At 60.2% G+C, this 12978-nt stretch carries 13 protein-coding genes and 1 pseudogene; 3 read left to right on the forward strand and 11 right to left on the reverse strand.

Annotation, left to right across the window (positions count from 1 at the left end):
* Positions 1 to 3: 3 nt before the first annotated feature.
* A complete protein-coding gene (locus ACYZT8_RS08215; RefSeq protein WP_461980287.1) occupies positions 4 to 411 on the forward strand; it encodes a hypothetical protein in 408 nt (135 codons plus the stop codon).
* Positions 412 to 465: 54 nt separating this feature from the next.
* Here ACYZT8_RS08215 and ACYZT8_RS08220 read toward each other — a convergent pair whose 3' ends face one another.
* The 4 genes from ACYZT8_RS08220 to ACYZT8_RS08235 form a co-directional block, all read right to left on the reverse strand.
* The gene (locus ACYZT8_RS08220; protein WP_461980288.1) at positions 466 to 1041 is read right to left on the reverse strand and encodes a PIN domain-containing protein; all 576 of its coding nucleotides are present in this window, start codon (positions 1039 to 1041) and stop codon (positions 466 to 468) included.
* Positions 1038 to 1505, reverse strand: a complete 468-nt coding sequence (locus ACYZT8_RS08225) for a helix-turn-helix domain-containing protein (protein ID WP_461980289.1) — start codon at positions 1503 to 1505, stop codon at positions 1038 to 1040. The genes ACYZT8_RS08220 and ACYZT8_RS08225 overlap by 4 nt, the downstream gene beginning before the upstream one ends.
* Positions 1506 to 1589: 84 nt before the next feature.
* Positions 1590 to 2477 carry a LysR family transcriptional regulator gene (locus ACYZT8_RS08230; protein ID WP_461980290.1) on the reverse strand — a complete coding sequence of 296 codons (888 nt, stop codon included), beginning with the start codon at positions 2475 to 2477 and terminating at the stop codon, positions 1590 to 1592.
* Positions 2478 to 2642: 165 nt separating this feature from the next.
* Positions 2643 to 3362, reverse strand: a complete 720-nt coding sequence (locus ACYZT8_RS08235) for an SDR family oxidoreductase (RefSeq protein ID WP_461980291.1) — start codon at positions 3360 to 3362, stop codon at positions 2643 to 2645.
* A gap of 256 nt (positions 3363 to 3618) precedes the next feature.
* On the opposite strand from ACYZT8_RS08235, the pseudogene ACYZT8_RS08240 reads away from it, so the two are divergent.
* Positions 3619 to 3867 (forward strand): annotated as a pseudogene (locus ACYZT8_RS08240) (type II toxin-antitoxin system HicB family antitoxin); the annotation flags it as partial.
* Positions 3868 to 3953: 86 nt separating this feature from the next.
* Here the strand turns inward: ACYZT8_RS08240 and ACYZT8_RS08245 are convergent.
* Positions 3954 to 5159 (reverse strand): MFS transporter, encoded by a 1206-nt coding sequence (locus ACYZT8_RS08245; RefSeq protein WP_461980292.1) that lies wholly within the window; start codon positions 5157 to 5159, stop codon positions 3954 to 3956.
* Between the two features lie 235 nt (positions 5160 to 5394).
* On the opposite strand from ACYZT8_RS08245, the gene ACYZT8_RS08250 reads away from it, so the two are divergent.
* A complete protein-coding gene (locus ACYZT8_RS08250; RefSeq protein WP_461980293.1) occupies positions 5395 to 6024 on the forward strand; it encodes a hypothetical protein in 630 nt (209 codons plus the stop codon).
* Between the two features lie 194 nt (positions 6025 to 6218).
* Here the strand turns inward: ACYZT8_RS08250 and ACYZT8_RS08255 are convergent, their stop codons facing one another.
* From ACYZT8_RS08255 to ACYZT8_RS08280, 6 genes are all read right to left on the reverse strand, one after another.
* The gene (locus ACYZT8_RS08255; RefSeq protein ID WP_461957831.1) at positions 6219 to 7217 is read right to left on the reverse strand and encodes a sulfate ABC transporter substrate-binding protein; all 999 of its coding nucleotides are present in this window, start codon (positions 7215 to 7217) and stop codon (positions 6219 to 6221) included.
* A gap of 102 nt (positions 7218 to 7319) precedes the next feature.
* The gene (locus ACYZT8_RS08260) at positions 7320 to 8144 is read right to left on the reverse strand and encodes an ion transporter (protein ID WP_461980294.1); all 825 of its coding nucleotides are present in this window, start codon (positions 8142 to 8144) and stop codon (positions 7320 to 7322) included.
* 21 nt (positions 8145 to 8165) lie between these two features.
* On the reverse strand, positions 8166 to 9080 hold the full coding sequence (locus ACYZT8_RS08265) for an urea transporter (RefSeq protein WP_461980295.1): 915 nt from the start codon (positions 9078 to 9080) through the stop codon (positions 8166 to 8168).
* A gap of 153 nt (positions 9081 to 9233) precedes the next feature.
* Positions 9234 to 10649 (reverse strand): pyruvate kinase, encoded by a 1416-nt coding sequence (gene pyk, locus ACYZT8_RS08270; RefSeq protein WP_461980296.1) that lies wholly within the window; start codon positions 10647 to 10649, stop codon positions 9234 to 9236.
* Positions 10639 to 11919: a glycerate kinase type-2 family protein gene (locus ACYZT8_RS08275; protein WP_461957833.1), complete on the reverse strand. Its 1281-nt coding sequence runs from the start codon at positions 11917 to 11919 to the stop codon at positions 10639 to 10641. Before ACYZT8_RS08275 ends, pyk begins: the two co-directional genes overlap by 11 nt.
* Before the next feature lie 152 nt (positions 11920 to 12071).
* On the reverse strand, positions 12072 to 12962 hold the full coding sequence (locus tag ACYZT8_RS08280) for a 2-hydroxy-3-oxopropionate reductase (protein ID WP_461957834.1): 891 nt from the start codon (positions 12960 to 12962) through the stop codon (positions 12072 to 12074).
* Positions 12963 to 12978: the final 16 nt, after the last annotated feature.

Consider the following 12978-nt stretch of genomic DNA (forward strand, 5'->3'; position numbering starts at 1 on the left):
ACCATGACCGCCATCGCTCGTATCACCCTGCTCAGTCTGGTTCTGGGGTTAAGCGCCTGTGCGGTCCAGCGGCCGCCTGAACAGCCAACTCCGCGACCGATCCCGCCGTCGCAGCCAAGACCTACACCGTCTACGACGCCTGCTCCGGGCAAGCCAAGTATCCCGGCCAAACCCGCCAAGCCGCTGCCGCGTACCTCCGCCAGCTTCGCGCCGCCACCGGGTGGCAACAGCCATTGGGATGCCAAGCTCGGCGTTTATGTGCTTGATGATCAACCCAACACCTTTTACCGCCAGCGCACCTACTACCGCTGGAACAACGGCTGGAGCCGGTCGATCAGCCCGAACGGGCCGTGGGAAGAGACCAATATCCATGGCGTGCCGGGTGGGTTGGGACGACAATTCGGGGAGTAAATGGAAACGGCGATCTCAGGATCGCCGTTTTGCTATTTGGAGTCTGTGAAAGATTCAGAGAATGGACTGATAAGGGGTCAACGCTTTGACCGACTTGATCAGGCCCTGACGGATCAGTAGATCAAGGTAGGTTTCGACATTCATTGGCGGCATCTTCAACTGCTGTCGTTGGCGCTGCGCCGCCGCGACCACTGCTGCCGGATCGAGGCCGAAGAGGTTGCCGACGAACTCGTCAGGATGCTGAGCCTCGATACCGAAAGTGCCCAACGCTGCGCAGGGAAAATCTTTCTGATTGAAAGTGACGATGACGCTGGCGTTACAACGAATGGCGACAGCCAGCACATGTCGATCATCAATGTCGGGCAGCGTTAATCCTTCAATAAGGTCTTTGTAACCCGTTACACAAGCGTCGGGTAAGGCCTGGTCCATCAGGTCGGACGTGCGGTTCAGTTGTTCTGCGGTCAGGTCCGGGCGGTTTTTAAGCAGATTACGTTTCCACTCGTTGTGTATCTCCAAAGACCATTTCGCTCTGAAGCGCCCGGAGAGCGCGAGCCACATCAGAAAATCCCTCAAGGGAGCGGGGTACAGCACACAGGCGTCATATACAGCGGTAAAAGAAGAATTCCTCACTCGTATCCTGTCCTTAACGCTTGTGCCTGCTCGGCGAGAAGCGTCATTGCTTGCTCGCTGGCAGTGTCGCGCCGGTTTTTATAGTCCATCAAATCGGCAAAGCGCACACGTCGGTGCTTGCCGGTTTTGTGGTAGGACAAGTCGCCGGATTCGAGCAGTTTGATCAGGTGCGGGCGTGAGACGTTGAGCAGGTCCGCCGCTTCCTGGGTGGTGAGTTCAGCGTGAACCGGGACCACTTTGACAGCGTTGCCTGCGGCGAGCTCAGCCAGAATGTCGACAAGCAACCGGAGGGCGGAAGTAGGAAGTTCGACACGGTGAGCTTCGTTCTGCTCGTCGAAAATCTGGATGTGCTGAGTGTCGAATTGAGTGGCGAGATAGGCCGCCAAGGCGCGCTGCCCCTCGATGGCGGCTTGTACTTCGCGCTCCATAGGCAACGTGATTGGCGGGTGGATAACAGGCGACATGGCGGTTTCCAATATTTTTAACAGTCGAAGTGGGCAGGCTATTCGAAATAATCGAAAATCGCAATAAACGAAATATTCGAAACGTCAGGCCTCTTTTGCCAACAACCCCTGCACATACTCCACAAACGCCCGAGCCTTCGCGCTAGCCAATCTGCCTGTAGGAAACACCGCCCAAAGGTCCTGATTCGGCAGCGTCCAATCCTTCATCACTTCCCTGACCGCACCATTCGCCAACTCCGGCGCAAACATCCATTCCGATGCCAGGGTCAGCCCTTGATGGGCGAGCACGGCGGCACGCAGACCTTCGGCGGCGTTGACGCGGATTCGGCCGCTGATGGTGACTGACTGCTCATCTGCCCCGTTACGGAACTGCCAATTGGCACCGCCGCCCAAGCTGTAGGTGAGTGCCTGGTGCTTGCTCAGATCCGCCGGGCAGGTGGGCTCGCCGTGTTTTTCGAAATAGGCGGGCGTGCCCAGCACCACGCGCCGGCATTCGGCGATCTTGCGGGCGGTGAGGCCGGAGTCGCTCTGGGCGCCGAGGCGCAGGGCGATGTCGACGCCTTCTTCGACCAGATTGACGTTGCGGTCGTCGAGCATCAGGTCGATGTTCAGGTCCGGGTTTTGATCGAGAAACGGTCCGAGGTGCGGAACGATGTGCAGTCGGCCGAAGGTCACGGCAGCGCAGATCCGCAGGTTGCCGGTGAGGCCGCTGGCGGCACCGCGTGCGGCGTTGTCGGCCTCATCGGCTTCCTCGATGGCGCGCTTGGCTCGTTCGAAGAAGGCCAGCCCGGCTTCGGTGGGCGTCAGGCCGCGAGTCGAGCGCAACAGGAGGCGAACCGCGAGACGCGCCTCCAGTTGCGCAATGGTTTTCGACACGGCGGGCTGGCCGATATTCAGGCGCCTCGCGGCGGCGGAAAACGAGCCGGTTTCCACCACGTAGACGAAGGTTTCCATTGCGCCGAGACGGTCCATCGCGGTTCCCTGTTCTGATTGAATTGCGCTTCAACTGTGGCGAGGGAGCTTGCTCCCGTTCGGCTGCGAAGCAGTCGTCATCGATCAACCTGGCGCCTGTCATGGGGCCGCTTCGCGACCCAACGGGAGCAAGCTCCCTCGCCACAAAGTGTTGAGATGTGTTCCTCAGAACGCGGCTTTACCGATTGAAGAGCCGCCGTCGACAAACAACGTTTGCCCGGTGATAAACCCGCTCTGCTCGGACAACAAAAACGCAATGGCCGCCGCTATCTCGTGCGGCTGTCCCAGACGGCCCATCGGCACACCCGCCAGATACCGCGCTTCACCTTCGCTGCCCGGCGGGTTGTTGGCGCGGAACAGTTCCGTTTCAGTCGGCCCCGGCGCCACGGCATTCACCGTCACGCCGGTGTGCGCCAGTTCCAGCGCCCAGGAACGCGTGAAGCTGATCAGCGCCGCTTTGGCCGCGGCGTACGCCGTGCGTTGGGTGATCCCGAGTACGGTCAAACTGGAAATATTCACCACCCGCCCCCAAGCCTTGGCGCGCATGCTCGGCAGCAGCGCCTGAGTGGCCTGCAGCGCCGAATGCAGATTGACCCGCATCACGTCATCAAAGGTATCGAGGTCGATTTCGCCCAGCACTTGCGGGCGAACCAGGCCGACGTTATTCACCAGCCCATCAAATTCGTAAGTCTTGGCCAGATCCGCCAGCACTTCCTGGGTCAGCGCCCTGTCGCTCAAATCCAGCGGAAACAGAATCCCGGGGAACGTCAGGTCCGGCGTTCGGGCAATCCCGACCACCCGATGCCCCGCGCGGTCCAGATGCTCGGCCACTGCCCGGCCAATGCCTTTGCTGGCACCGGTAATGAGAAAGGTACGTCGGGTCATTGCAAACTCCTTGAAAGAACATGCCGCCGGGGCAGGCGGCATTTGACGGGTCAGCCGCGAATCGCATCCAGCTTCGCTTCAGGCTCTGGCCGCTGAGTGTAATCCGGGTTGGCCTCGGGCGTAACGAGTCAGGCGAGATCTATCCTGAGCCCGACGCGAGGGGTTCACATCCTGAAAAACAACGTGAACAGACACAATCCGGTTTCCATGGTGCAGTGGAGCTCCATTAAGTTGAAGATTTGCTGGAGGTACCGCTGTGCACTATCCAATCATTATCGAGTGGGGAGAAGAGAGGACTGCGACAGGTATTCAATTACCAGATATACCGGGTGCTGTGACTGCCGGTGATACGTTCGAGGAGGCGTACGACGCAGCCGTCGAAATCGCGCAGATACTTCTGCAACAAATGGAGGCGCAGGGACTGGATATTCCGGCGCCGACATCGGTAAGCGAGCATCGAGGCAATCCGGAGTTTTCAGGCAGAGGCTGGGGGATGTTGACGATTTGAAGTGCCGAATATCAGTTGCACAACAATCACGAGCAAGCCAGATTCCTGTGGAAGGGAGGCTTGCCCGCGAAGCTTTTGACGCCTTATGCCGTCGCCAACGAGGCCTTCGGCGAAACACTCAAAAACCGCAACAACGCCAACAGCGGAAACGCGCTGCCCACAATCACGATCCACAACCAGCCGCCATGCTCATACACCGCGCTGGCCACCGACGAACCAAAAGCGCCGCCGATGAAGATGCTGGTCATGTACAACGCATTCAAGCGGCTGCGGCTTTTGGCGTCGAGGGCGTAGACCGCGCGTTGGCCGAGGACCATGTTCATCTGCACGCAGAAGTCGAGGACCACGCCGGTGACCGCGAGACCAATGACGCTGTAGACCGGGTGGATGAATGCTGGCAGAAAGCTCAGGCTGGCGAACAGCAGAGCCAGCAACGAGGCGATGCGGGTGTGGCCGGCATCGGCCAGACGACCGGCAATCGGCGCGGCGATGGCACCGATGGCACCGACCAGGGCAAAGATCGCGATCTGGGTTTGCGACAGGCCATGATTGCGCGCCAGTTCCAGCGGCACGGCGGTCCAGAACAGGCTGAAGGTGGCGAACATGCAACCCTGGTAAAACGCGCGTTGACGCAACACCGGCTGTTGGCGCAACAGCGTCCACAGAGAACCGAGCAACTGGCCATAAGAAGCGCTGTGATCAGGCTGGCGCTTGGGAATCGTCAACGCCAGCACCAGGCTGATCGCCGCCATCAATACCGCCGCGATCACAAACATCGCGCGCCAGCCGAAGTGGTCAGCCACGACGCTGGACACCGGTCGCGCCAACAGAATCCCCAGCAACAAGCCGCCCATGATCCCGCCGACCACCCGGCCGCGTGAATCTTCCGGCGCGAGGTGCGCGGCCAGCGGAATCAGGATCTGCACCGACACCGAACTGAAACCCACCAGCAACGAGATCAGCAAAAACACATTTGGCTGATCGGTGAACGCCGCGCCCAACAGGCTGCCAATCGCCACCACGGTGGTGATAATCATCAGCCGGCGGTTTTCCAGCAGATCACCCAGTGGCACGAGGAAGAACAGACCCAACGCGTAACCGATCTGGGTCAGCGAAACGATCAGGCTGGCCATGGTGCTGTTCAGGCCGATGTCCGGCGCGATCAGGCCGATGATCGGCTGGGCATAGTAGATGTTGGCCACAATCGCGCCACAGCAGAAGGCGAACAGCATCACCATGCCTTTGGTCATTGTCGCGGCGCCGTGGGGCACCTGAGTCGCTGGGTTCATAACGTGTCTCGCTGAACAGAAGGGAATGCGCGCAGGCTAAAGAGGTATCGGATTCGGCAGAAGAGGGGTTGGAGTGATAGCAATCATTCCTTTGCGGAATGAGTGACGGACATGCGTGATGCCCATCGACGAGCCTTGCGTCAAAATATCGAGGTCCGATGATACATTCACTTACATCCTGTTCGATAGCGTGCTTATGTTCTCTCTTCACGTTTCTTGAACGGAAGGCACTTCCATGAATGCGATGTTTCGTCACCTTATTCGCGGCGCTTCAGTTGTTACCCTGGTCGGCTTGTTCACGGCGGGACTGGCCCAGGCCGCCGACGCGCCGGGCATGCGCATCGGTGTGCGCGGCGAGATCACCGGCGTCAGCCCCGACGTCTTGAAAGTTCACGTCAACACCGGCGAAAACGTGGTGATCAACCTGACCAACGACACCAAGGTCCGCGCCGTCACCCTGGCCAATATTGAAGACATCAAACCGGGCAGCTACATCGGCTCGGCGGCCATTCCGCAAGACGACGGCACCTTGAAGGCGCTGGAAGTCCACGTCTTTCCGCCGGAGCTGGCGGGCAGCGGCGACGGGCATCGGCCGTTCGATCTGGTCAAGGGCAGCAGCATGACCAATGGCAGCGTGGGCGATCTGGTGATCAGCAATGGCCGGGTGTTGACCGTCAACTACAAGGGCGGGCAGAAGAAGATTCTGGTGCCGGAAGATGTGCCGATCGTGAACTTGATGCCGGGGGATCGCAGCTTGCTGAAGGTGGGCGTGAAGATCGTGACGTTTGTTACCCAAGGGGCGGACGGGACGCTTACCGCGCAATCGATCTCGGCGGGCAAGGATGGCGTGACACCGCCGATGTAATGGCATGTCCAAAACCTGTGGGAGCGGGCTTGCCCGCGATGGCGATTTATCAATCACATCAATGCTGGATGTGCCGCCGTCTTCGCGGGCAAGCCCGCTCCCACAGGATTAATGTCGTATGAGCAATCTGTGACCACAGAAAACCCACAAAAAAAGGCGACCTCATCAGGTCGCCTTTTCATTCTGCTCAGGAACTACTGACCGCTGTAAATCTGATCAAAGATCCCTCCATCATTGAAGTGGGTCTTCTGCACAGTCCGCCAGTCGCCAAAGGTCTTCTCCACCGACAGGAAATCCACTTTCGGGAACCGATCGGTGTACTTGGCCAACACCGCTGGATCACGCGGACGCAGGTAGTTGGCTGCTGCAATTTCCTGGCCTTCCGGCGACCACAGGTACTTCAGGTATTCCTCGGCCGCCGCGCGGGTGCCTTTCTTGTCGACGGATTTGTCGACCACCGACACTGGCGGCTCGGCTTCAGCGGAGACGCTTGGGTAGATCACTTCAAACTGATCGCGACCAAACTCGCGGGCAATCATTTCCGCTTCGTTTTCGAAGGTCACCAGCACATCGCCGAGCTGGTTGGTCATGAATGTGGTGGTGGCTGCACGGCCACCGGTATCCAGCACCGGCGCTTGCTTGAACAGCTTGCCGACGAAGTCTTTGGCCTTGTTCTCGTCACCGCCGTTTTTCAGCACATAACCCCAAGCCGAGAGGTAGGTGTAGCGACCGTTACCCGAGGTTTTCGGGTTCGGCACGATGACTTGCACGCCGTCCTTGAGCAGATCCGGCCAGTCTTTCAGGGCTTTCGGGTTGCCTTTGCGCACGATGAACACGGTGGCCGAAGTGAATGGCGCGCTGTTGTTCGGCAGGCGGGTAACCCAGTCTTTCGGTACCAGTTGGCCGTTGTCCGCCAGGGCATTGATGTCGGTGGCCATGTTCATGGTGATGACGTCAGCCGGCAGGCCATCGATCACCGAACGCGCCTGTTTGCTGGAGCCGCCGAAGGACATCTGCAGGGTGATGTTTTCGTTGTGCTCGGCTTGCCAGTGTTTCTGGAACGCAGTGTTGTAGTCCTTGTAGAAATCTCGCATCACGTCGTAGGAAACGTTAAGCAGGGTCGGTGCGGCCTGAGCCACGCTGGTCAGTGCCAGGCCAGCGGCCAGAAGTGAGGCGCCAAAGAGTTTTTTCACTGCGCAGTCCTTGTTCGAAAGTTTTTATATAAAAAGCGAGGCAATTTGCCAGCGACTATAGCCGGGCTTGCATAGGCGTTTAAAGATTAAAAAGCACTTTGCTTATTCCAGTTTCTTAAACAATGCATTCCCGCAACGGGAGCAAAACGTTGCACCGTGTTCATGGCTGTTTTTCTTGCATACCGGGCAGTCGTGTTGCAGCTGTTCACCGCGCATGGCATTGGCCAGTTCGGCGGTGAAAATCCCGGTCGGCACGGCGATGATCGAGTAACCGGTGATCATTACCAGCGACGAAACCACCTGGCCCAGCGGCGTCTTGGGCACGATGTCGCCGAAGCCCACCGTGGTCAACGTGACGATCGCCCAGTAGATGCCTTTGGGAATGCTGGTGAAGCCGTGTTCCGGGCCTTCGATCACGTACATCAACGTGCCGAATACCGTCACCAGCGTGCAGACGCTGACCAGGAACACCACGATCTTCTGCTTGCTGCCGCGCAACGCCAACATCAGGTAGTTGGCTTGCTTGAGGTACGGGCTGAGTTTGAGCACGCGGAAAATCCGCAGCATCCGAATGATCCGGATGATCAGCAGGTACTGCGCATCGGCGTAATACAGCGCCAGGATACCGGGCACGATCGCCAGCAAATCCACCAGCCCATAAAAGCTGAACGCATAGCGCAATGGCTTGGGCGAGCAATACAGGCGCAAGCCATATTCGATGGCGAAGATGACGGTGAAGCCCCACTCGATGTACGCCAGCACGTCGGCATAATTCTTGTGGACCGTGTCGATGCTGTCGAGCATCACGACGATGATGCTGGCGAGGATGATCAACAGCAGGATGCCGTCGAAGCGCCGCCCGGCCTTGGTGTCGCTCTGGAAAACCATGACGTAAAGGTCTTCACGCCAGTTTTTGCTGCTGTCCATGGATACCGCCTGAACCAATGATCAGCGAAGCCTAGGTTGATTCTCCTCCAGAGTGCAAGGCGTACGGGCGACAGGGGTCTTGCCGAGCATTTGAACAACCGTGCGAATCAGCCAGCAGGCGAGGATGAACGGCGCGGTCAGCGTTGGCAGACCGATGGTGGCAAACACCGGCGTCAGCAACAGCGCGGATGCAATACCGATCAGCGGCAGCCAGGGTTTCTGGCGCTGCGAGCTGAAGGCGAGGGCGGCGAGTACGGCGTTATAGCCACCGAGGCCGATCAATGCGCTATAGAAGTCGTGATGCAACATGCTCCAGCCCATGCCCGCGGCAGACGCCAACAACGCCCAGCAGAAGGCGCGGCGATCAGCGATCAGCAACCCCGCGGCAATCATCGCACCGGCTAGCGGATGACCGAGGAACATTACCTGGCCGAGGCCTTTCAGGGGGGCGGCGAGCATGTTCAGCGTGCTGATTTCGATCAAGTGCGCATTGGTCGAGGGCGTGGCGAAGCACAGCAGCAACCAGCCCAGCCCCACGAAAGGCGCCGTATAGGCAGGCAGGTAGTGGCTGACCCGGACGCGTTTGAGCCACTGTTGAGTGAACATCGCGCTCAGTCCTCCGGCAGCGATGATTAGCGGCGGCAACAGCGCGGACCAGGGGAAATACAGGCTCAGCAGCAGGCCGAGCAAGACACCGTTGTAACTGAACAGCCCGGCCTGACGATCAGCCTTGGCATAGCCGCGACGCTGCGCGGTGAGCAACCCGGCGACACCGCCCAGCAGCGCACCGCCGAGCAGGGTGGGTGCGGTGAAAAGAATCGCCAACAGGCACAGCAGACCGCACAGCGGATGGCGCTGGAGGAAGATCTGGCTGAAGCCGTTGAGCAGGGCAGTCGCCCAATCGGGGCAGTGGGAGTTGAAGTGGTTGGCAGGCATGATGAAGTCTGTGGTGTTTCAGTTAAACCGTGTACAGATCGTTCCCACGCTCTGCGTGGGAATGCCTCAATGGACGCTCTGCGTCTGCTCTTGGGACGCAGAGCGTCCCGGGCTGCATTCCCACGCGGAGCGTGGGAACGATCATCTTGTGGGTTAGATAAGGGTTTCTATTCGCAAAGAGTTAGTCGACCCCGGCTGCCCAAACGGCACACCCGCGGTGATCAACAAGGTGTCCCCGCGCTGCGCCATTCCTTGCGCCTGCGCAATCTCCAGCGCCGTCGAGCACACCTCATCCACCTGCCGCAGCCGATCATTGACCACCGAATGCACGCCCCACGCCACGGTCAAGCGGCGCGCGGTCTGCAGGTTCGGCGTCAGGTTCAGGATCGGCACCGTCGGCCGTTCCCGCGCCGCACGCAGGCTCGATGTCCCCGACTCGCTGTAATTCACCAGCACCGCCACCGGCAGCACATTGCTGATGCGGCGGATCGCGCAGCTGATCGCGTCAGAAACAGTCGCCTCAGCCTTCGGCCGGCTCACGTCCAGTTGCGCCTGATAATCCGGACCGTTTTCCACCTGGCGAATGATCTTGCTCATCATCTGCACGGCTTCCAGCGGGTATTCGCCGGACGCGGTTTCGGCCGACAGCATTACCGCATCGGCGCCTTCGGCCACGGCGTTGGCCACATCAGTGACTTCGGCGCGGGTCGGGGCAGGGGAGAAGCGCATCGATTCGAGCATCTGCGTCGCCACCACCACCGGTTTGCCGAGTTCGCGGCAGAGGCTGATGATGTTTTTCTGAATCTGCGGCACGCTTTCGGCCGGTACTTCGACGCCAAGATCACCGCGAGCGACCATGATCGCGTCGCTCAACTCGGCGATTTCCCGTAGCTGAGTCACCGCCGACGGCTTCTCGATCTTGGCCATCAAAAACGCTTTGTCGCCGATCAGTTCGCGGGCTTCGCGGATGTCTTCCGGACGTTGCACAAACGACAGCGCGACCCAGTCCACACCCAGCTCCAGACCGAAACTCAAGTCGCGACGATCCTTGGCGGTCAACGGGCTCAGTTCCAGCATCGCTTGCGGCACGTTCACCCCTTTGCGATCCGAGAGCTCGCCGCCGTTGAGCACGGTGGTGTCGATCGCATCGGCGTACTTGGTGACCACGCGAAGGCGCAGCTTGCCGTCGTCCAGCAGCAGGTCCATGCCGGGTTCAAGCGCGGCGATGATTTCCGGGTGGGGCAAGTTGACCCGGCGCTCGTCACCCGGCGTCGGGTCCAGATCCAGGCGCAGGGCCTGGCCGCGGTGCAGTTGCACCTTACCCTCGGCGAACTTGCCGACCCGCAGTTTCGGGCCTTGCAGGTCCATGAGAATGCCCAGCGGATAATTCAGCTGGCGCTCGACTTCACGAATCCACTGATAACGCTGAGCATGGTCGGCGTGATCGCCATGGCTGAAGTTCAGGCGAAAGATGTTGACCCCGGCCTGCACCAGCTCACGGATGTCGTCGATCCCGTCGGTGGCAGGGCCGAGGGTGGCGAGGATTTTAACCTTCTTGTCAGGCGTCATTTTTAGGGCTCTCAAGGATCAGGATGGCGCGGAAGTCATTGACGTTGGTGCGGGTCGGTTCGGTGACGATCAGTGCGTCCAGCGCCTCGAAATAACCGTAGCCATTGTTGTTGTCCAACTCGTCGCTGGCGCTCAAGCCGAGGGCGGCGGCGCGGGCGTAGCTGTCCGGGGTCATGATGGCGCCGGCATTGTCTTCGGAGCCGTCGATGCCATCGGTGTCGCCGGCCAGGGCGTAGACGCCGGGCAGGCCTTTGAGGCTGTCTGTGAGGCTGAGCAGGAATTCGGCGTTGCGTCCGCCACGGCCATTGCCGCGCACGGTGACGGTGGTTTCGCCGCCAGACAAAATCACGCACGGCGCCGCCAACGGTTGGCCATGCAAGACCACTTGCCGCGCGATGCCGGCGTGAACCTTGGCCACTTCGCGGGATTCACCTTCGAGGTCGCCGAGAATCAGCGGACTGAAACCAGCCTGACGGGCTTTCACCGCAGCGGCTTCAAGCGATTGCTGGGGGCGGGCGATCAACTGGAAATGGCTGCGCGCCAGGCTCGGATCGCCGGGTTTGACCGTCTCCGATTCCGGGCTCTGCAGCCAGTTGCGTACCGAGGCCGGAACGTCGATGCCGTAGCGTTTGAGAATCGCCAGGGCTTCGGCCGAGGTGCTCGGGTCGGCCACGGTGGGGCCGGAGGCGATGACCGTGGCGAGGTCGCCCGGCACATCGGAAATCGCGTAGGTATAAACAGTGGCCGGCCAGCAGGCCTTGCCGAGGCGGCCGCCCTTGATCGCCGAGAGGTGCTTGCGCACGCAATTCATCTCGCCGATGGTGGCGCCGGATTTGAGCAGGGCTTTGTTGATCGACTGCTTGTCGGCCAGCGTGATGCCGGCAGCAGGCAGGGCCAGTAACGCAGAACCGCCACCCGAGAGCAGGAAGATTACGCGGTCGTCTTCGGTCAGGTTGCTGACCAGGTCCAATACACGTTTTGCGACGGCTAGACCGGCCGCGTCAGGCACCGGGTGAGCGGCTTCGACGACTTCGATTTTTTCGCACGGGGCGCCGTGACCGTATCGTGTCACCACCAGACCGGACACTTCACCCTGCCAGCAACGCTCGACGACCTGAGCCATGGCGGCCGCGGCTTTGCCGGCGCCAATGACGATCACCCGACCGCTGCGATCTTTGGGCAAATGGGCTTCGAGGACTTGCTGCGGATGGGCCGCGTCGATGGCTGTGGCAAACAGCTCGCGCAGGAATTGTTGCGGATTGACCGACATGGCGGGCTCCCGGATTTCTTGTTATTTGGAGGGCGACTCGGTTCCCTGTGGGAGCTAGCCTGCTAGCGATTCAGACGCCGAGGTCTATCAGACACACCGCGTTGATTTCATCGCTAGCAGGCTAGCTCCCACAGGTTTTATGCAAGGCTTGCTTACTTATCGCGAATCGAGAAGTTCGCCATGTGTTCCAGGCCTTTAATCAGCGCCGAGTGGTCCCAGTTGCTGCCGCCGATGGCCGCGCAGGTGCTGAACACTTGCTGGGTATTGGCGGTGTTCGGCAGGTTGATGCCCAACTCGCGCGCGCCGGCGAGGGCCAGGTTGAGGTCCTTCTGGTGCAGGCTGATGCGGAAGCCCGGGTCGAAGGTGCCTTTGATCATGCGCTCGCCGTGCACTTCGAGGATCTTCGACGAAGCGAAACCGCCCATCAGCGCTTCACGCACCTTGGCTGGATCGGCACCGTTTTTAGAGGCGAACAGCAGGGCTTCGGCCACAGCCTGGATGTTCAGCGCCACGATGATCTGGTTCGCCACTTTCGCGGTCTGACCGTCGCCGTTACCACCGACCAGGGTGATGTTCTTGCCCATGGCCTGGAACAGCGGCAGCACGCGTTCGAAGGCATCGGCATCACCGCCGACCATGATGCTCAGGGTCGCCGCCTTGGCGCCGACTTCACCGCCGGACACTGGCGCGTCGAGGTACTGCGCGCCTTTTTCGTTGACCTTGGCCGCGAAGGCTTTGGTGGCGGTCGGCGAGATCGAGCTCATGTCGATGACGATTTTGCCTTTGCCCACGCCAGCCGCAACGCCGTCGGCGCGGAACAGCACGTCGTCAACCTGCGGGGTATCCGGCACCATGATGATGATGACTTCAGCTTCCTGGGCGACTTCTTTCGGGTTCGCCAGTGCGACGGCGCCAGCGGCGATCAGGTCGGCAGGCGCGGCGTCGTGGTGCGCCGACAGGAACAGGCTGTGACCGGCTTTCTGCAGGTTCAACGCCATTGGGTGGCCCATGATGCCGGTGCCGATAAATCCGATTTTAGCCATGAGAAATTCCTCTTTA

The sequence above is a fragment of the Pseudomonas sp. LB3P93 genome (assembly GCF_054898025.1).

Coding starts and splice junctions, on each gene's coding strand:
- ACYZT8_RS08225 (WP_461980289.1), bottom strand. CDS start 1,505: ATGTCGCCTGTTATCCACCCGCCAATCACGTTGCCTATGGAGCGCGAA.
- ACYZT8_RS08250 (WP_461980293.1), top strand. CDS start 5,395: ATGAATGCGATGTTTCGTCACCTTATTCGCGGCGCTTCAGTTGTTACC.
- pyk (WP_461980296.1), bottom strand. CDS start 10,649: ATGACGCCTGACAAGAAGGTTAAAATCCTCGCCACCCTCGGCCCTGCC.
- ACYZT8_RS08245 (WP_461980292.1), bottom strand. CDS start 5,159: ATGAACCCAGCGACTCAGGTGCCCCACGGCGCCGCGACAATGACCAAA.
- ACYZT8_RS08260 (WP_461980294.1), bottom strand. CDS start 8,144: ATGGACAGCAGCAAAAACTGGCGTGAAGACCTTTACGTCATGGTTTTC.
- ACYZT8_RS08280 (WP_461957834.1), bottom strand. CDS start 12,962: ATGGCTAAAATCGGATTTATCGGCACCGGCATCATGGGCCACCCAATG.
- ACYZT8_RS08265 (WP_461980295.1), bottom strand. CDS start 9,080: ATGCCTGCCAACCACTTCAACTCCCACTGCCCCGATTGGGCGACTGCC.
- ACYZT8_RS08230 (WP_461980290.1), bottom strand. CDS start 2,477: ATGGACCGTCTCGGCGCAATGGAAACCTTCGTCTACGTGGTGGAAACC.
- ACYZT8_RS08275 (WP_461957833.1), bottom strand. CDS start 11,919: ATGTCGGTCAATCCGCAACAATTCCTGCGCGAGCTGTTTGCCACAGCC.
- ACYZT8_RS08215 (WP_461980287.1), top strand. CDS start 4: ATGACCGCCATCGCTCGTATCACCCTGCTCAGTCTGGTTCTGGGGTTA.
- ACYZT8_RS08235 (WP_461980291.1), bottom strand. CDS start 3,362: ATGACCCGACGTACCTTTCTCATTACCGGTGCCAGCAAAGGCATTGGC.